This is a genomic window from Palleronia sp. LCG004 (assembly GCF_032931615.1).
GTDB lineage: Bacteria > Pseudomonadota > Alphaproteobacteria > Rhodobacterales > Rhodobacteraceae > Palleronia.
The window spans coordinates 2609214-2626466 of the sequence record NZ_CP136759.1 but is presented as its reverse complement, the minus strand read 5'-3'; the positions used below and the strand labels follow the sequence as shown (position 1 = coordinate 2626466).

At 66.6% G+C, this 17253-nt stretch carries 14 protein-coding genes and 1 tRNA gene; 4 read left to right on the top strand and 11 right to left on the bottom strand.

The features are described from left to right. Position 1 precedes the first annotated feature (1 nt). Both RVY76_RS12835 and RVY76_RS12830 read left to right on the top strand, forming a co-directional pair. On the top strand, positions 2-1636 hold the full coding sequence (locus RVY76_RS12835; RefSeq protein WP_317374501.1) for a heme biosynthesis protein HemY: 1635 nt from the start codon (positions 2-4) through the stop codon (positions 1634-1636). 49 nt (positions 1637-1685) lie between these two features. Beyond that, positions 1686-1761 (top strand) — tRNA-Thr (locus RVY76_RS12830). 163 nt (positions 1762-1924) lie between these two features. Here the strand turns inward: RVY76_RS12830 and RVY76_RS12825 are convergent. Genes RVY76_RS12825 through RVY76_RS12780 form a run of 10 tightly spaced genes read right to left on the bottom strand, consistent with a single transcriptional unit; the run spans position 1925 to position 14176 of the window. After that, positions 1925-2854 (bottom strand): acetamidase/formamidase family protein, encoded by a 930-nt coding sequence (locus RVY76_RS12825; RefSeq protein ID WP_317374499.1) that lies wholly within the window; start codon positions 2852-2854, stop codon positions 1925-1927. A 41-nt stretch (positions 2855-2895) separates the two neighbouring features. Continuing rightward, entirely contained in the window at positions 2896-4545 is a 1650-nt protein-coding gene (locus RVY76_RS12820) for an amidase (RefSeq protein ID WP_317374497.1), read from the bottom strand. Then, positions 4542-5267, bottom strand: a complete 726-nt coding sequence (locus tag RVY76_RS12815; protein WP_317374495.1) for a FadR/GntR family transcriptional regulator — start codon at positions 5265-5267, stop codon at positions 4542-4544. Before RVY76_RS12815 ends, RVY76_RS12820 begins: the two co-directional genes overlap by 4 nt. Before the next feature lie 22 nt (positions 5268-5289). Then, the gene (locus RVY76_RS12810; protein WP_317374494.1) at positions 5290-7080 is read right to left on the bottom strand and encodes a gamma-glutamyltransferase family protein; all 1791 of its coding nucleotides are present in this window, start codon (positions 7078-7080) and stop codon (positions 5290-5292) included. A 13-nt stretch (positions 7081-7093) separates the two neighbouring features. Then, positions 7094-7993, bottom strand: coding sequence for an ABC transporter permease (locus RVY76_RS12805; RefSeq protein ID WP_317374492.1), 900 nt, complete (start codon positions 7991-7993; stop codon positions 7094-7096). Then, positions 7993-8937 carry an ABC transporter permease gene (locus tag RVY76_RS12800; RefSeq protein ID WP_317374490.1) on the bottom strand — a complete coding sequence of 315 codons (945 nt, stop codon included), beginning with the start codon at positions 8935-8937 and terminating at the stop codon, positions 7993-7995. The genes RVY76_RS12805 and RVY76_RS12800 overlap by 1 nt, the downstream gene beginning before the upstream one ends. A gap of 55 nt (positions 8938-8992) precedes the next feature. Continuing rightward, positions 8993-10507, bottom strand: a complete 1515-nt coding sequence (locus RVY76_RS12795; RefSeq protein ID WP_317374489.1) for an ABC transporter substrate-binding protein — start codon at positions 10505-10507, stop codon at positions 8993-8995. Positions 10508-10542: 35 nt separating this feature from the next. Continuing rightward, positions 10543-12054, bottom strand: a complete 1512-nt coding sequence (locus RVY76_RS12790; protein WP_317374488.1) for an ABC transporter substrate-binding protein — start codon at positions 12052-12054, stop codon at positions 10543-10545. Beyond that, positions 12051-13169, bottom strand: a complete 1119-nt coding sequence (locus RVY76_RS12785; protein WP_317374486.1) for a dipeptide ABC transporter ATP-binding protein — start codon at positions 13167-13169, stop codon at positions 12051-12053. The genes RVY76_RS12790 and RVY76_RS12785 overlap by 4 nt, the downstream gene beginning before the upstream one ends. Beyond that, complete coding sequence (locus tag RVY76_RS12780; RefSeq protein ID WP_317374485.1) at positions 13166-14176, bottom strand: ABC transporter ATP-binding protein; 1011 nt, start codon at positions 14174-14176, stop codon at positions 13166-13168. The genes RVY76_RS12785 and RVY76_RS12780 overlap by 4 nt, the downstream gene beginning before the upstream one ends. Positions 14177-14539: 363 nt before the next feature. On the opposite strand from RVY76_RS12780, the gene RVY76_RS12775 reads away from it, so the two are divergent. Then, positions 14540-16054 (top strand): ABC transporter substrate-binding protein, encoded by a 1515-nt coding sequence (locus tag RVY76_RS12775; RefSeq protein ID WP_317374484.1) that lies wholly within the window; start codon positions 14540-14542, stop codon positions 16052-16054. A gap of 270 nt (positions 16055-16324) precedes the next feature. Here RVY76_RS12775 and aroQ read toward each other — a convergent pair whose 3' ends face one another. Then, positions 16325-16765 carry a type II 3-dehydroquinate dehydratase gene (gene aroQ / locus RVY76_RS12770; protein ID WP_317374483.1) on the bottom strand — a complete coding sequence of 147 codons (441 nt, stop codon included), beginning with the start codon at positions 16763-16765 and terminating at the stop codon, positions 16325-16327. Positions 16766-16881: 116 nt separating this feature from the next. Here aroQ and RVY76_RS12765 point away from each other — a divergent pair, with 116 nt between their 5' ends. Next, complete coding sequence (locus RVY76_RS12765; protein WP_317374481.1) at positions 16882-17250, top strand: hypothetical protein; 369 nt, start codon at positions 16882-16884, stop codon at positions 17248-17250. Positions 17251-17253 lie beyond the last annotated feature (3 nt).

The window sequence follows — 17253 nt, the reverse complement described above, 5'->3', positions numbered from 1 at the left end:
CATGCTCTGGTCCCTCATCAAGGTCGTCCTCTTCTTCTGCGTGATCGCGTTCCTCGCCTGGGGTGCGGGACAGCTGATGAGCGCCGATGGCGCGCTACGCGTATCCTTCGCCAATACCGAGTTCACTCTCGGGCCGCTTCAGACGGTCATCGCCGCGATTTTGCTGATCCTCGTGGTCTGGATCGTGATCAAGCTGCTGGGTCTGCTCGTTGCCGTCCTGCGGTTTCTCAACGGTGACGAAACGGCGGTCAGCCGGCATTTCTCGCGCAGCCGGGAACGCAAGGGCCTCAATGCACTCAGCGACGCGATGCTCGCGCTTGCCTCGGGCGAGGGGAAGGAGGCGCGGTCCAAGGCCGAGAGGGCCGAGAAATACCTTAACCGTCCCGATCTCACCCGGCTTCTCGTGGCGCAGGGAGCCGAGATGACCGGCGACCGCAGCACCGCCGAAGGCGTCTACAAGGAACTTCTGACAGACGATCGGACCCGGTTCGTCGGGGTTCGCGGGCTGATGAAACAGCGGCTCGAGGATGGCGATACCGACACCGCGATGGCGCTGGCCGAGAAAGCATTCGCCCTCAAGCCGAAGCATGTCGAGACGCAGGATACGCTTCTGCGTCTCCAGGCGGGCAAGCACGACTGGACGGGCGCACGCCGGACACTGGGCGCGAAGCTCAAGCACGGCAGCATGCCGCGCGACGTCCACAAGCGCCGCGATGCGGTTCTCGCGCTCAGCGAGGCGCGTGATCTGCTGGCGGCAGATTCCGACATTAAGGCGCGCGAGAACGCGATCGAGGCGAACCGCCTGTCGCCGGACCTGATCCCGGCCGCGGTGCTGGCCTCGCGCGAATACATCCGCAACAACCAGACCCGTTACGCAACGCGTGTGATCAAGAAGGCCTGGGAGGCGCAGCCGCATCCCGACCTCGCCGCCGCCTTTGCCGAGATCGCGCCGGACGAGACGCCCGAGCAGCGCGTGCGCCGGTTCCACACGCTCACCCGGCTCAAGCCCGATCATCCCGAGACGCGGATGCTGCTGGCCGAACTGCACATCGCGAACGAGGACTTTCCCGCCGCACGTCGCGCCCTCGGCGATCTTGCGACGGCGCATCCGACGGCACGGTCGGTGACGATCATGGCCGCGATCGAGCGCGGTGAGGGGGCCGACGATGCGGTCGTCCGCGGTTGGCTCGCCCGGGCTGTGTCGGTGCCGCGCGGTCCGCAATGGGTCTGCGACAACTGCCACAGCGTCCATTCCGGTTGGGAGCCGATCTGCGGCAACTGCGGGGCCTTCGACACGCTGAGCTGGCGCGAGCCGCGCGAGGGAATGGTGGCGATGCCGGTCCAGGCCGAGATGCTGCCGCTCATCGTCGGGCGGGAGGAAGGCCATGCCGAGGTCGCTATGCCCGAGAAAGAGCAGACTGCCCTGTCCTCCGATGTGCCCCCCGCGCCTGGACATCCCGATCCCGCGCCAAGCGTCGCGACCGCGGACGTGTCAGAGGGCGATGCGGAGAAGACGAGCGGCGAGCCCGTGCCGCCGGTATCGGAGGACCGTACGCCCACCGCGACGAGCGTTCCCGAAGCCGAGGTGATCGTTCCGCAGGAGCAGCGCGACGAGGAAAACGCCAAGCGCAACTAAAAGCCTCTTTCACCGGCGCGTCTTCCTTGGTAAGAGGCGCGTCGATGATGCCGATGTAGCTCAGATGGTAGAGCAACGCATTCGTAATGCGTGGGTCGGGGGTTCGAGTCCCTTCATCGGCACCATTTTCCCCTGACGATAACGCGCCCATCGGGTCGGACCGCTTCGGGATGGCGGTGCCTCATCCGTAATGTCCGCCGATCTTAAAATGCCTATGGTGCGGCGCGCGCCGGGATCCTCCCAGCGCGGCACGGGCGGTCTGATGCGATCCGCCGATCTTTCCTGTGACTATCCGAGCAGCGACTTCGCCAGCATCATGTGCACGCCCTTGCAGCCGTTGACGGCCTGCGTGATCCGAAGATCGCCCGCCAGACTCAGGAGCGTGAAGGCGTCGGCCCAGTCGAGGCCCGCACGATCCCGGACGAGGTGGATCATCGCACGCGTCGCGTCCTCGGCGCAGGTATCCAGATCCGGACCGAGCCCGATCGTGATCCAGTGTGTCGGTGTTTCGGCCAGTGGCGCGGTTCCCGTCATGTCGGGTCGTGCGGTCAGCCGGAACGTGCCACGCAGCGCGGTCTCGATCGCCGTCACGCAGACCTCGCCGTCACCCTGGGCACCGTGGCCGTCACCCACCGAGAAGAGCGCGCCTTCGGCCCAGACCGGCAGGTAGAGCGTAGTGCCCGCGACGAGTTCCTTGAGGTCCAGATTGCCGCCATGCTTGCGCGGCTCGATCGACGAGATGAGACCCCATTCGCGCGGCGGGGCCACACCCATCACCCCGAAGAAGGGGTTCAGCGGCAGATCGAGCCCCCATGGCAGGCGTCCGGTCATCGCCTCGCGATCGAGCGGAATGTTCAGCATCCGGCGTTCCGGCACGTCCTGCGGCAGGATGCCGGCCAGCGGCCGCATCGCGTTGTAGCCCCAATCCGTCCTGAGCGAGACGTCCTCGATGTCGATCTGGAGCATCGTGCCGGGCCGCGCGCCCTCGACGGCGACCGGCCCGGTCAGAATGTGGCCCAGGACGGGGCGTTCGGAGCGCGCGTGGATGTCCAGAAGCTCGGGCGGCACGTCGAAGCCCGGCCCCGGCAGCGCCTCCGGCCCGCCGGAAACGGTGTCGATGGTCACGCTCTCGCCGCTGCGGATCGTGGCGACGGGCGCGCGTGCAGCGTCGAAGAAGCCCCAAGCGCAGGTTTCGACCGAGGCGGGGATATGGGTCATGGATATTCCTTCATTCGATGTCGGGGGCCTTCGGGCCGATGTCAGGGAGCGAGTTCCGGGCGCCGGTCCCGGACGCGGAAGGCACTTTCGAGCGCTTGACCGAGGGCGAGGATCGTGCCCTCGTCGAAGAGCCCGCCCCAGAGGGATATGCCGCGCGGAACGAGGTGTGGCGGACCTTCTCCGGCCGTTCCGCGTCTGAGCGCGCCTGAGCCGAGCGAGCTCGCGCCGCGGGTGGCGATCTGCTCGAAGCCCGCGCGCAGATGCAGGCAGGGGTGGCCGGTGAAATTGGACGCGACCAGCATCGGCCCGGTGGAGAAGGGTCCGATCATGGCGTCCACATCCGCGAATGCCGTGTCGAGCGCTTGCATCACGCGGTAGCGCAGGCGATCGAGCTGCACGTGATCGACGGCGGACAGGAAACGGGCCTTGCGGAACGTGTTGGGCCATGCCCCGTCATCCTGCCATGTCAGCGTGTCGTCGGCCCCGGAAAGGGTGAGGTCCTCGAAGGCGGCGGCGGCCTCGGCATAGAGTATGTTGATAAGCGATGCGTATGGGAGGTCGGGCAGGGCCATCTCGACCATCTCGATCCCGAGGTCGCGCGCAACCTCAAGGGCCGCATGATCGGTCTCCGTCGCGCCATCCTCGAACGCCTCCGGCAGATAGCCGAGACGCAGGCCTTCGATCGCGCGCGTGGCGTCGAACGAGAACGGCGCGTGGATGGATCCGCGATCTTCCGTGTCGCCGCCGTTGATCGCCGCAAGAACCATCGCCGTATCCTCGACCGACCGGCAGATCGGACCGACCTTGTCGAGCGACCCGCAAAGCGCCATGCCGCCCGTGCGGCTGACCCGCCCGAAGGTCGGTCGCAGACCGGTCGCACCGCACCGCTCCGACGGCGAGGTGATGGATCCCAGCGTTTCGGTCCCGATCGAAAATCCGCAAAGTCCGGCGGCAATGGCCGAGGCGGACCCTGCCGACGAGCCGGACGCCCCTTCGTCGAGGTTCCAGGGATTGCGTGTCCGCCCGCCATACCAGATGTCGCCATATGCGAGTGCGCCCAGACTGGTCTTGCCCAGGAGCACGGCTCCGGCCTGCCGCAGCAGCGTCACGATACGGGCATCCGTGTCGGGCATGCGGTCCATGAAGGGCTCGGCCCCCCAGCCGGTAAGGATACCCTTCGTGTCGAAAAGATCCTTGAGCCCGTAGGGGATCCCGTGAAGCGGCCCGAGATTGACGCCGCCCCGGGTCAGCGCATCCGCGGCGTCGGCCTCGGCCAGCGCGCGGTCGGGTGTCACGGTCGCGAAACACGAAAGCCGTGGGTTCAGCGCCGCGATCCGGCCCAGGTAGATTTCGGTCAGCCGACGGCTCGTGAGCGCGCCCTCGCGGATCCAGCCGGAAAGCTGCGTGACGGGGGCGAAGGCGATGTCCTCTTCGGATCCGGGCAGGGGCGCGGTGTCGCGCGACCAGTGCAAGGGGCCGGCTGCCGGCATGGCGAATCCCGGCAGCCGGGGGTCGAAGCGGCTCGCCATTGGCGCATCGTTCGGCAGGGCGACCCCGCGTCGGGCAATCGCGGAGCCGATCTGCCCATCGAGATTGCCTGCCATCTGCGCGCGTTCGCGGCTGGTCAGCGCGATCCCGAGAAGCCGTTCGGCACCCGCGATGTCGGCCTCGGTGATCGGCGCGCTCGTCACGGTGCCGTTCCCGTCGTCGTGGCGAGCGCCCCCATGCGGCTTTTCAGATGCGTGCGCATCGCCCCGCGTGCGGCTTCGGAATCCTCGGCGGCAATGGCCGCCACGATGATGCGATGCTGACGCAGGGTTTCCTCGACCGACCGGGTCGAGCGCGACTGCGCGCGCAGTTCGCGCCATGTCGCGTTGCCGCGGATCGCGTCGAGCATGGCAAAGGTCGTCTGGAGCGGGCGGTTCTCGGCACTCCGGGCGATGAGACGGTGCAGTGCCCCGTCCCAGAGCTCGCAGGCATCGGGATCGGCCGCCTCGAAGGCCTGTGCCACGATATGATGCATTCGCTCGACATCGTCGGGGGAGGCGCGGCGCGCGGCGAGGGCGGCGAGCTCGGGCTCGACGCAGAGGCGGGCTTCCATCACCTCGAGCGGGGTGGTGCCCCTCGCGATCTCGGCCGCGAGGATGCCCGTCGGATCCGCGGCTTGCCCGGCGAAGGTTCCCTTGCCCTGACGCCGCCAGACCAGCCCTTCGGATTCGAGCGCGGCAAGCGCGCGGCGCACGATGCGCCGCGTGGTGCCGCAGATCTCGGCCAGGTCGCGCTCGGTTGGGAGGCGCCCGTCCCGGCCGAGCGCATCGGTCTCCATCAGCTGCAGGATGCGCCCGCGCACCTCGGTCGAATTGCCGTCGCCCCCACGGATGCGAGCCGTGGCCAGATCCGGTTCGTCGCTCATCGCGCGGGCGCGGGGGCCGGGCTCACCGACCCACCGCATAGGCCTGCATCAGGCGTGGGGTCGCCGCCGCGCTGAGCTGGCCATCCGCGGTGCGATGCGCGGCGGTGAGGCGGCCGATCGTCCAGGGCTCGGCCACGGTCACGACATGGCCGCGCGCCCGCAGATCGTCGATGACGGTCTCGCCGAAGGCCGGCTCGATCATCATTTCGGCGGTCTTCACAGCGCGGGGGAAGAAGGACCCCTGGAAATGCATGGAATGGAAAAGCGGCGCGTCCATGCCCTGCTGCAGGCCGAGCCCGTGATGCACGAAGCGCAGGAACCAGATGAGCTGCCATTGATCCTGCTGGTCGCCGCCGGGCGTGCCGAAGGCGAGACGATCGCCGTTCTCGTGCTCGGCGATCGTGGGGGTGAGTGTGGTGCGCGGACGTCGCCCCGGTGCGAGCGAGGTCGGCAACCCCTCCTCGAGCCAGAACATCTGCGCCCGCGAGTTCAGCGGAAAGCCCAGGCCGGGGATCACCGGGTTCGATTGGAGCCAGCCGCCCGAAGGCGTCGCGGCGACGCAGTTTCCCCAGCGGTCGATCACGTCGAGATGGACGGTGTCGCCCTTCTTCTCGGTCAGGTGCGCCATCGTGGGCTCCTGCGCGCCGGCATCGCTCACGCCGAAATCACGTGCGGCGCGCTCGACATAGGCGTCGGCCTGCCGCTCGAATCCCGGAACGCGGCCGGGGCGCTGTTCGGTCGAGGCCTCGGGCCCGATCAGGGCGGCGCGCTCGGCATTGTACGCATCCGACAGGAGATGCTCCATCGGCACGTCGCTCTGCTTCGGGTCGCCGTAATAGGCCTCCCGATCGGCGTAGGAGAGCTTCATCGCCTCGATCACGGTATGGACGAATTCGGCCCCGAGCGGGTCCATATTCGCGATATCCGTGTGTTTGAGGATGGCCAGCGATTGCAGCAGGACCGGCCCCTGTCCCCACGGGCCCGTCTTGTTGAGGGTCCAGCCGTGATACTCGTAGGACAGCGGTGCCTCGAACTCCGCCCGCCAATCGGCCATGTCGGCGGGAGCGAGGACGGCGCGGTTTCTGCCTTCGGAGACGTCGTGGACCTCGGCAGTCTCGAGATAGTCGAAGATCGCGCGGGCAACGAAGCCTTCGGCCCATTCGGTCCGGGCCGCGTCGATCTGGTGGGTGCGATCCTCGCCAGCGGCCTCGCCCGCCTCGACGAGACGCTCGTATGTCGCGGCGAGATCGGGATTGCGGAAGAGGGCATTCGCCTCGGGCGAGGTGCCACCGGGGGTCCAGGTCTCGGCCGATGAGGGCCATTCGGTGGCGAAATATTCCGCCAGGCCGGCGATCGTGTTGGCGACGCGCGGCAGGATCGGATGGCCGTCTCGGGCATATCCGATGGCAGGCGACAGGACCTCGCGCAGGGTCATCGTGCCGTGATCGCGCAGCATCAGCATCCAGCCGTCGAAGGCCCCCGGCACAACGGTCGAGAGAAGTCCCGACCCGGGAATGAGCGTGAGGCCCCGATCGCGGTAATGCTCGATCGTGGCGCCCTGCGGGGCGGGCCCCTGCGCAGCGACCACGCCGATCCCGGCCTCGGCGCTGAGGAAGATCGCAGGCAGATCGCCCGCGGGGCCGTTCAGATGCGGCTCCACCACCTGCAGGACGAGACCCGTAGCCACGGCCGCGTCGAAGGCGTTTCCGCCCTTCTCGAGGATCGACATGCCGACGGCCGAGGCGATCCAGTGGGTCGAGGTGACAACGCCGAAGGTGCCGCGGATGTCGGGACGGGTGGTGAATTCTGTCATTGGTCTTCTCTTCTTACTTTTCGCGCGGATCGAGGGCATCGCGCAGGCCATCGCCCAGGAGGTTGAACCCGAGCACCACGAGGAAGATCGCGATACCCGGCCAGAGCGCCATCCATGGCGCCTGGTTGAGGAAGTTCTTGGCGGTGTTCAGCATCGAGCCCCAGGAGGGAGCTGGCGGCTGCTGCCCGAGGCCGAGGAAGCTGAGCGACGCCTCGGCGATGATGGCGGTCGCGATGGTCAGCGTCGCCTGGACGAGGATCGGCGGCAGGATGTTCGGCAGGATATAGCGCGACAGGATCTTGCGCGTCGGAAGGCCGATGGCCCGCGCGCTGTCGACGTAATCCTCGGCCGCGACCGACAGGACCTGCCCCCGCGTCAGCCGCACGAAGAGCGGCGTGGCCGAGATACCGATGGCGATCATCGCGTTTTGCAGCGACGGCCCGAGAAAGGCCGCGAGAGCGATGGCGAGGATGAGGAAGGGCGCGGCCAGAAGCGCCTCGGTGCAGCGCGAGATCACGGCATCGGTCCAGCCGCGGAAATACCCCGCCGCGATCCCGAGCGGCACGCCGAGTGCGACGGCGATCAGCACCGAGACGACTCCCGCCAGCAGCGAGGCGCGCGCGCCCCAGATCATGCGCGACAGGACATCGCGCCCGATCTCGTCCGTGCCGAGCGGATGCGCGGCCGACGGGGCCTGTCGCACCGCACCCCAATCTGTCGCGGTCGGATCGGGCACCGGCAAAAGCGGCGCGATGATCGCGACGATGACGAAGAACGCGACCAGGATGCCGCCCAGCATGGCGGAGCGATGGCCGCGGAACTTCTTCCAGACGCGGCTTTCGGACTTGCGGTCGAGCACGTCGTCATGCGCGGCCTCGGCGTTGATCGTGACGGGATCGGCGGCCTGGGTCATCACGTGCCTCGCAATCTCGGGTTCAGGAGGACATAGGCGACATCGGCGAGCAGGTTCATCACGATGAACCCGAGCGCGGTGACGAGCACGATGCCCTGCACGACGGCGTAATCGCGGTTGAAGACCGCATCGACGATGAGTTTGCCGAAGCCCGGCACGGTGAAGATCTGCTCGGTCAGGACGGCACCCGCGATGAGCTCGCCGAAGAGGAGAGCGGTCAGCGTGACGATGGGTGTCAGCGCGTTGCGGAAGGCGTGTTTGAGGATCACGCGCCGTTCGTTCAGGCCCTTGGCCCGCGCCGTGCGGACGTAATCCGAGGTCAGGACACTCAGCATGGCCGAGCGTGTGTGCCGCATGAGCGTCGCGGCCAGTGCCGTGCCGAGCACGAAGGCCGGCATCAGCATCACCTGGATCGAGCGTACGGGGTCTTCGCCGAAGGGCACGTAGCCCGAGGCGGGCAGCAGCTGCCATTTCACCGAGACGAGCAGGATCAGCATGATGCCGAGCCAGAAGTTCGGAATCGAAAGGCCCGACAGCGCGACGACGTTCGCCACGTAGTCGGTGATGGTGCCCTTGCGGATGGCCGACAGGATCCCCGCCGGAATGCCGATGACGACGGCGAAGATCATGGCCATCGTGGCGAGCTGGATCGTCACCGGAAGCTTCTGCGCGATGAGCTCGGTCACCGGCTGATTGGTCCTGAGCGAGATCCCGAGGTCGCCCCTGAGCGCGTTGCCCACCCAGTTGAAGTACTGCACCGGGATCGGGTCGTTTAGGCGATACTTCTCGCGCAGGAAGGCGAGCGTTTCGGGGTCGCGATCCTCGCCCGCCATGGCGAGGACCGGATCGCCCGGCAGCAGCTTCTGAAGCGCGAAGACGAAGACCGAGATCAGGATGATCGTCGGGATCGCGATCAGCATCCGTCTGAGGATGAAGGACAGCATCGGCGTGCCTTTCTGGAGGATCGGTCCCGCCCTCGCGGCGGGACCGGGGCGTCGTTCAGCCGTCGGAGAGCGAGACGCCCTCGAGGCGGATCATTCCGTCGGGATAGGGCACGAAGCCTTCGACCCGGTCGCTCAGCGCCCAGAGCCACGTGTCGTGCCAGAGATAGACCAGCGGCAGGTCCTCGTTCATGATGCCCCGCGCCTCGGCATAGAGCGACTGGCGTTCCGCCGTGTCGTTCGTCTCGCGTGCCGCCTCCAGAAGGCGGTCGACCTCGGGGTCCGAATAGCCGGAATCGTTGATCCCGCCCTCGGTGGTGACGAACTGGTGGATGTTGCCGTCGGGATCGACGCGACCGGACCACCCCACGAGGGAGGCGGTGTATTCGCCCGCCGTCTGGTCCGACAGCATGGTCGCGAATTCCTTGGACGTGACCGAGATGTCGATCCCCGCCTCGCTCGCCATCGCCTGTATGACCTGGATCACCTGCATTGAATCGGTGTCGTTCGGTGCCTGGATCTCGAGCGAGATACCGTCGGGATAGCCGGCCTCGGCCAGAAGCTCCCGCGCGCGTTCCACGTCGCGTTCGGGCACGGGGTAATCGGCGGCATAGAAGGTGCTGCCGGGCGAATATTGCTGGTTACCGGGCGTCGTGACGCCGTCGAAGACCACCTGGCTCAGCGCCTGACGGTCGATCGCGGCACTGAGCGCCTGGCGCAGCAACGCGCCATCGACCCCGAACGGGTTGTCCGAGCGGTCGCCATTGCCGACGTTGAACGTGATCGCGTCGTAGCCGAGAGACGTGGCGCGTTCGACGGTGATGTTCGGGTCGCCTTCGGCCTGTCCGAGATCGGTCGCCGAGAGCCGCTCGATCATGTCGAGATCGCCGGACTGGAGATTGGCGAGCCGCACCGTCGTATCGGGGATCGGCAGATAGGTGACGCCCGACAGCATGATCTCATCGGCGTTCCAGTACTCCGGGAACGCTTCGAGCACGATGCGGTCCTGGGCCACGCGCTCGACGAAGCTGAACGGGCCGGAACAGACCGGCTCGAGCCCGAAATCGGCCCCGGCCTCCTCGAAGGCGGTGGGCGACAGCATCATTCCGGCGCGGTCGGCGAATTGCGACAGAAGCGTCGCGTCGGGTCCCGAAAGGGTCATGCGGACGGTGAGATCGTCGACGGCCTCGACGCTCTCGATCGAAGAGATCTCGGATTTGCGGCGACTCTCCTCGAGGTTTTGCGAGCGGTCGATATTCGCGATCACCGCTTCGGCATCGAAGGGTGTGCCGTCATGGAAGGTCACGCCCTCGCGCAGCGACATGGTAAGTTCGGTGCCGTCGTCGTTCCACGACCATTCGGTCGCGAGCTGCGGGATGATCTTGAGCTCGGGCGTGATGTCGACCAGCTTGTCGCAGAGCGAGGCATAGACGATCCGTCCGACGAAGGTACGCGACTGGTCGGGATCGAGGATGTCCGGATCGTCCTGCAGGCCGATGCGAAGCTCCTGCGCCGACAATCCGAACGTCGTCGCCCCGAGGAGGATCGCGGCGAGTGGGAGAGTGCGTCTCATAATCGGTATTCTCCTGTTGGGTCTTTTGTTTTTTGTCATTCCGTGCGGCGGATGCCTTCGAGGCGGATGATCCCGTCGGGATAGGGCACGAAGCCCTCGATCGCGTCGTCGAGCGCATAGACCCACGCGCGATGGTAGAGATAGACGATCGGCAGCTCGTCGTTGGCGATGGCCTGCACCTGGTCGTAAAGCGCCTTGCGCTCTTCCCGATCAGAAGTCTCGCGGGCCTGAGCCAGAAGCGCGTCGACCTCCTCGGTGCCGAAGCCGGAATCGTTGAGCCCGCCCTCGGAATTCAGGAACGTGGCGAGGTTGCCGTCGGGATCGATGCGGCCCGACCAGCCGATCTGGCTGGCGGTGAAGGCACCGCGCGCCTGATCTGCGAGGATGGTGGCGAATTCCTTGGAAACCAGCTCGATCCGGATGCCGGCCTCGGACGCCATGGCCTGAACGACCTGCATCACCTGCTGCGCCTCGGTGCTGTTGGGAACCTGCGCCTCGAGCGTGATGCCGTCGGGATAGCCCGCCTCGGCCAGCAACGCGCGCGCGGCCTCGATGTCGCGTTCGGGCACGGGCGTCGCCTCGTCGAACCAAGGAGAGGAGGGGTCGAAGGGCTGGATCGCACCGGCAAAAGCCCCGTCGAAGACCACTTGGTTCAGTGCCTCGCGGTCGATCGAGAGGTTCAGCGCCTGACGAAGACGCTTGTCGCTGCCCCACGGCTCGTCGCCCTGCGGGCCGTTCGCGAGGTTGAAGGTCAGCCCCTGGTAGCCCAGCGAGGTGATGAGCTCGACATTCACCTGCGGGTCCTGCCGGGCCTGCTCCAGATCCGTCGCGGCCAGGCGTTCGATGATGTCCACATCGCCCGCCAGGAGGTTGGCGAGCCTGACCGTGGTGTCGGGGATCGGGAGATAGGTCACGCTGTCGAAGTGGATCTCGTCCGCGTTCCAGTAATCGTCATAGCGGGCAAGCTCGATCCGGTCCTGCGCGACGCGGTTCTCGAAGGTGAAGGGCCCCGAACAGACCGGGGCGAGACCAAAATCCTCGCCCGCGTCCTTGGCCGCGCTGGGCGAGATCATCATGCCGGCCCGGTCGGTCAGCTGCGCCAGCAGCGCCGCATCGGGGGAAGTGAGATCGAACCGCACCTCGTGCGGGCCCACCACCTCGACCGAGGCGATGGTCTCGATCTCGGTCTTTCGCTGGCTGACGTCGAGATTCTGCGACCGCTCGATGTTCCACTTGACCGCCTCGGCGTCGAAGGGGGTGCCATCGTGAAAGGTCACGTCTTCGCGGAGCTGGAAGGTGATCGCGCTTTCGTCGTCGGACCATGTCCAGTCGGTCGCGAGCTGCGGCACGATGTCGAGCTCGGGCGAAATGTCGACGAGCTTGTCGCAGAGCGCGGCGAGCACGATCCGCCCGACGAAGGACCGGTTCGGATCGGGATCGAGCGTGTCGGGGTCGGATTGAAGCGCGATGGTCAGGTCCTGAGCCGTCGCAGCGAATGCGGAGGCCCCCAGAAGGGCGGCGGCGATGGGAAGGCGGGCGCGTTTCATGGATTTTCCTCCGTCGGTGTCTCAAGGGGCCGCGTGCCGGTCCCCGCGATGGCGTCGGCATAAAGGGCGAAGCGGCGTGCGGCCCCGTCAGTGCGTCCGGTCCCCTCGGGGATCGGGTCTACTGGCGCGCGCTCGGCGATCTCCTCGAAGTGGTGGCAGGCGGCCCGGTGACCCGGCGCCAGGCCGGTCTTGCGCATCTCGGGGACATCCCTGCGGCAATCCTCGCGCGCGAAGGGGCAGCGGGTGTGAAATCGGCACCCCGAGGGCGGGTTCACCGGGCTCGGGATCTCGCCCTCGAGCGCGATCTGCCTGCGGGTTCGGCCGTATTCGGCGACCGGGATCGCCGAGAGGAGCGCCATCGTATATGGGTGACGTGGATTGGCGAAGATCTCGTCGGTCGGCCCCTCCTCGACGATCTTGCCGAGATACATGACCGCGACGCGATCGCTCATGTGGCGGATCACGGCCAGATCGTGCGCGATGATGACGAGCGTCAGGCCCAGCCGGTCGCGCAGATCCGCGAGCAGGTTGATCACCTGCGCCTGAACCGACACGTCGAGCGCCGAGACCGGCTCGTCCCCGATGATCAGCTTCGGACCCGAGGCGAGCGCCCGGGCGATGCCGATGCGCTGACGCTGACCGCCGGAGAATTCGTGCGGATACCGATCGGCATGCTCTGCCCTGAGGCCGACCTGCCGCAGCAGTTCCGCGACCTTGCGGCGGCGTTCGGCGGCCGTGAGGCCAGGCTCGTGGGTCTCGATCGGCTCTCCGACCAACCGCCCGACCGTCGCGCGGGGATTGAGCGAGCTGAACGGGTCCTGGAAGATGAACTGCATGTCGCGACGCAGTTCGGTAAGCGTCCGCCCCTCGGCATCGTCGATCTGGCGGCCCTGGAACGTCATCTGTCCCGAACTGGGCGGGATCAGCCGCATCAACATCCGTGCGAGCGTCGATTTCCCGCAGCCCGATTCACCCACGATGGCCAGCGTCTCGCCCTGCCGGACGGTCAGCGAGACGTCGTCGACGGCGCGCAGCGTGTTGGCCTTCTTGAAGAGCGATCCGCCCACCTTGAAGTGACGACTGAGGTTCAGCGCGGTGAGGATGGTCTCGCTCATGCGATCCGCTCCAGCCGCGTCTCGAGGGGGGCGAAATGGCAGAGCGCCCGGTGCCCGTGGCCGAAATCGCGATCGGGGGGCGGGTCGTTGCAGATCGGTTGCGCAAAGGGACAGCGCGAGGAGAACCGGCAGCCCGGTGGCATCGTCTCGACCGTGGGGACGGTTCCCGGAACCGTGCTCAGCCGTTCGCGCGGGCCCGAAAGGCGTGGCATCGAGGACATGAGCCCGATCGTGTAGGGATGCTGCGGGTCGTTGAAGATCCGCTCGGCCGGTCCCGACTCGACGATGGTGCCCGCATACATGACCGCCACGCTGTCGGCGATCTCGGCGACGACGCCGAGATCGTGGGTGATCATGATCGTGCCCATGCCCGTCTCACGCTGGAGATCGCGGATGAGGTCAAGGATCTGGTTCTGGATCGTCACGTCGAGCGCGGTCGTGGGTTCGTCCGCGATGAGGAGCGCGGGATTGTTGGCAAGCGCCATGGCGATCATTACGCGCTGCCGCATGCCGCCGGACAGCTGATAGGGATATTCGCTCATCCGCGCCTCCGGGGCGGGGATGCCGACCCGGCGCAGCATCTCGAGCGCACGTTCGCGTGCCGCGGCTTTCGACACGTCGCGATGCGCGAGCACGGCCTCGGAGATCTGGTCGCCGATCCGGAACGTGGGGTTCAACGACGACATCGGCTCCTGGAAGATCATCGCGATGTCGTCGCCGCGATGACGGCGCAGCGACGTGATATCCTTCAGGTCGTAGGGTTTGCCGCGGAACCGGATATCCGCCTCGGAGATGCGGACCTGATCGCGCGGCAGGAGCCCCATGACGGCCAGCGAACTCACGCTCTTTCCGCATCCCGATTCACCGACGAGGCACAGCGTCTCGCCGGCCTTGACCGAATACCGCACGCCCTTCAGCAGATCGGTTCCGGAACCCGCGAAGCCGAGGCTGAGCGATCGGACCTTGAGGAGGGGCGCGTCGTCGGGGGATGTGGAATTCTGGATCAAGAGCCGGACCATTCTGTGATTGGTCCAATCCTTGTCCGCGCGGATGAGCGGCGTCAACAACTACCGGCACTGAGGATGGCGATCGGGCAGATACGCCGAGAAACCGGTCGAAATGATGCCAGGATAGGCAGATTGTGTCTGTTAAAGCGCGTGAGATGCCAAATCTCTATCAATCGATACGGGCCGGGCAAATGATCGGATCGGCGTGGCATGCGGCATAGCGATGAAAAATGCAGCGAAGTTGCCTCCCTGGAAGTCGAAAATGTAGGGCGATACGGGGGTAATGTCTTCTTTTCCGTTTGGCAGACGGGCGAACCAATGCAGGATTGGTATGTTGCCGAACAGACCGGAAAGGATTTCGTCATGCCGTCGTTGCGACCGATCGCCCTTGCCTCCTGCCTTGCACTGACCGCAGCGGGGGCGCTGCACGCCCAGACGCTGCGCGTCGGGCTGCAATCGGATGCGGATGTCCTCGATCCCGACCAGTCCCGAACATTCGTGGGCGAGATCGTGTTCACGTCGCTTTGCGACAAGCTCGTCGATATCTCTCCCGATCTCGAGCTCGTGCCGCAGCTCGCGACCGAATGGTCCTGGAACGACGACGGCACCGCGCTGACCTTCACCCTGCGCGAGGACGTAACCTTCCATGACGGAACTCCCTTCGACGCCGAGGCCGTCGCCTACAACATCGACCGCTCGCTGACGCTTGAGGAAAGCCGCCGCAAGTCGGATCTGGCCTCCGTCTCGGGGACCGAGGTTCTCGGCCCCCACGAGATCCGCATCGACCTCGAGCAACCCGACGCGGCGGTCCTGTCCGAGATGGCGAACCGCCCCGGCATGATGATCTCGCCGACCGCCGCGCGCGAGGCGGGGGCCGATTTCGGGCTTGCTCCCGTCTGCTCGGGGCCCTTCCGGTTCGAGGACCGTGTCGCGCAGGACCGCATCTCGCTCAGCCGCTACGACGAGTACTGGAACGCGGACGAGATCCATCTCGACGGGGTGACGTTCCTGCCGATCCCCGACACGACCGTTCGCCTCGCGAATCTGCAATCGGGCGATATCGACCTTCTGGAACGGCTGGCGGCCAGCGATCTGGCTCAGGTCGAGGGCGATTCCGGCATCATTGTCGAGAGCGTGACCTCGCTCGGGTACCAGGGCATCACGTTCAACATCGACAATGGCCCCGCCGGCGACAATCCGTGGGGCAACGATGCCCGCCTCAGGCGCGCGCTGAGTTATGCGGTGGATCGCGATGTGCTCAACCAGGTCGTGTTCGAGGGGGCCTTCACCCCCGCCAACCAGCCTCCGTCGCCCGAATCCCCATGGTTCGATGCCGATCATCCGGCACCTGCCCGCGACGTGGAGCACGCGCGCGAGCTGTTGTCCGAGGCCGGATATCCCGACGGCATCGCGCTCGAGGTACAGGTCCCCAACACGACCGAGCCCATGCAACTCATGCAGGTCGTGCAGGCCATGGCATCCGAGGCCGGAATCGACATCCGCATCACCGCCAAGGAATTCGCGACCATGCTGCAGGACCAGACGGCCGGCGACTTCACGGCAAGCCAGGTGGGCTGGTCGGGATATGTCGATCCGTCCGCCAACCTGCACCAGTTCGTCACGACGGGCGGCGGCATCAACGACGCGCATTACTCGAACCCGGAGGTCGACCGCATCCTCGACGCCGCACGTGCCACGACCGTGACGGAGGAACGCAAGTCGCTCTACGACCAGGCGCGCGACATCCTCGTGGAGGAGGCACCGCTCGTCTATCTCTATCACCCGACATGGCTCTGGGCGATGCGGGACGACCTGACGGGCTTCACGCCCTATCCCGACGGGAGGATCAGGCTCGAGGGCGTACGCCTCGAGGAATGAGCACGCGGCCCGAGAACGGGCTCCGTCGTCTGACGGAGCCCGTTCGAAGGTGAACCCGCTGTGCAGGGCCGTGGCGATTTTCGGCGCGGGCGGAGCCGGCATTGCGGCTCGGCCCGTCTGCAGCACGACGTGCCATCGGATACCGGGCGGGCTCTGAACCGCGATGCTGCACGGCTCCGGGGCCTGAATCGGCACGCACGATGACCGTACCGATGCGATGGTGGCGCGTGGGTGCGATACGATGATCGGATCCGGATGGATCCGCCGCCGTCAGCCTTTGTCGGATGCGAGCTGGCAGATCCGGCGTATCGCCGCGACATATCCTTCCAGGCCGAACCCCGCGATCACCCCGTCCGCGCGCTGCGAGATATAGGAATGGTGCCGGAACGCCTCGCGCCTGTGGACCTGGCTCACATGCACCTCGATGACCGGCGGCTCGTAGGCGTGAAGCGCATCGAGAATCGCGACCGAGGTGTGTGTGAACGCGCCGGCGTTGATGGCGATGCCGCAGGTCGTCTCGCGCGCTTCGTGGATCCAGTCGACGATCTGGCCCTCATGGTTCGATTGCAGAAGGCGCACGCCGAAGCCGTCCGCGCAGGCCGCGGAACAGAGCCGTTCGACATCTTCGAGTGTCTCGTGGCCGTAGATGTGAGGCTGGCGCTTGCCGAGCAGGTTCAGGTTGGGGCCGTTCAGGACGAGAATGGTCTTCATGCTGGATCCGATCTGCAAGGGACGGGGCCGGTGATCCCGACCTTTCGGACCGGTCGGGAGGCTCTTCATCGGGCGTAAACCTCTGATCTGCATAAGGCCGCAAACGGAGATGAGCCATGCTTGATTACGCATTCCAGTTCGAAACGGTCACCCTCGCGGATCTCGACGCGATGGACGGCGCGACGCGCGACGATCTTCCGTTCGGGGTGATCGGAATCGGCCCGGACGGACGTGCCGACGTCTACAACGCAACCGAATCGCGGCTGTCGGGCGTGGAGCCGAGCTCGGTCATCGGTGTGCCCTTCTTCGAGACGATCGGCCAGTGCATGAACAATTTCATGGTCGCCCAGCGGTTCGAGGACGAACCCGAGATCGACGATATCGTGCCGTTCATCCTGACGCTCAGGATGCGCCCGCAGCGGGTACGCCTGCGTCTCCTCGCATCGGGCTCGATCGCGCGGCGCTACGTCCTCGTGGAACGCTGACCG

Bases quoted from the DNA above. Each gene is read 5' to 3' on its own strand.
- RVY76_RS12825 (WP_317374499.1), bottom strand. From the start codon at position 2,854: ATGACCCATATCCCCGCCTCGGTCGAAACCTGCGCTTGGGGCTTCTTC.
- RVY76_RS12810 (WP_317374494.1), bottom strand. From the start codon at position 7,080: ATGACAGAATTCACCACCCGTCCCGACATCCGCGGCACCTTCGGCGTT.
- RVY76_RS12800 (WP_317374490.1), bottom strand. From the start codon at position 8,937: ATGCTGTCCTTCATCCTCAGACGGATGCTGATCGCGATCCCGACGATC.
- RVY76_RS12795 (WP_317374489.1), bottom strand. From the start codon at position 10,507: ATGAGACGCACTCTCCCACTCGCCGCGATCCTCCTCGGGGCGACGACG.
- RVY76_RS12785 (WP_317374486.1), bottom strand. From the start codon at position 13,169: ATGAGCGAGACCATCCTCACCGCGCTGAACCTCAGTCGTCACTTCAAG.
- RVY76_RS12765 (WP_317374481.1), top strand. From the start codon at position 16,882: ATGCTTGATTACGCATTCCAGTTCGAAACGGTCACCCTCGCGGATCTC.
- RVY76_RS12805 (WP_317374492.1), bottom strand. From the start codon at position 7,993: ATGACCCAGGCCGCCGATCCCGTCACGATCAACGCCGAGGCCGCGCAT.
- RVY76_RS12835 (WP_317374501.1), top strand. From the start codon at position 2: ATGCTCTGGTCCCTCATCAAGGTCGTCCTCTTCTTCTGCGTGATCGCG.
- RVY76_RS12775 (WP_317374484.1), top strand. From the start codon at position 14,540: ATGCCGTCGTTGCGACCGATCGCCCTTGCCTCCTGCCTTGCACTGACC.
- RVY76_RS12790 (WP_317374488.1), bottom strand. From the start codon at position 12,054: ATGAAACGCGCCCGCCTTCCCATCGCCGCCGCCCTTCTGGGGGCCTCC.
- RVY76_RS12815 (WP_317374495.1), bottom strand. From the start codon at position 5,267: ATGAGCGACGAACCGGATCTGGCCACGGCTCGCATCCGTGGGGGCGAC.
- aroQ (WP_317374483.1), bottom strand. From the start codon at position 16,765: ATGAAGACCATTCTCGTCCTGAACGGCCCCAACCTGAACCTGCTCGGC.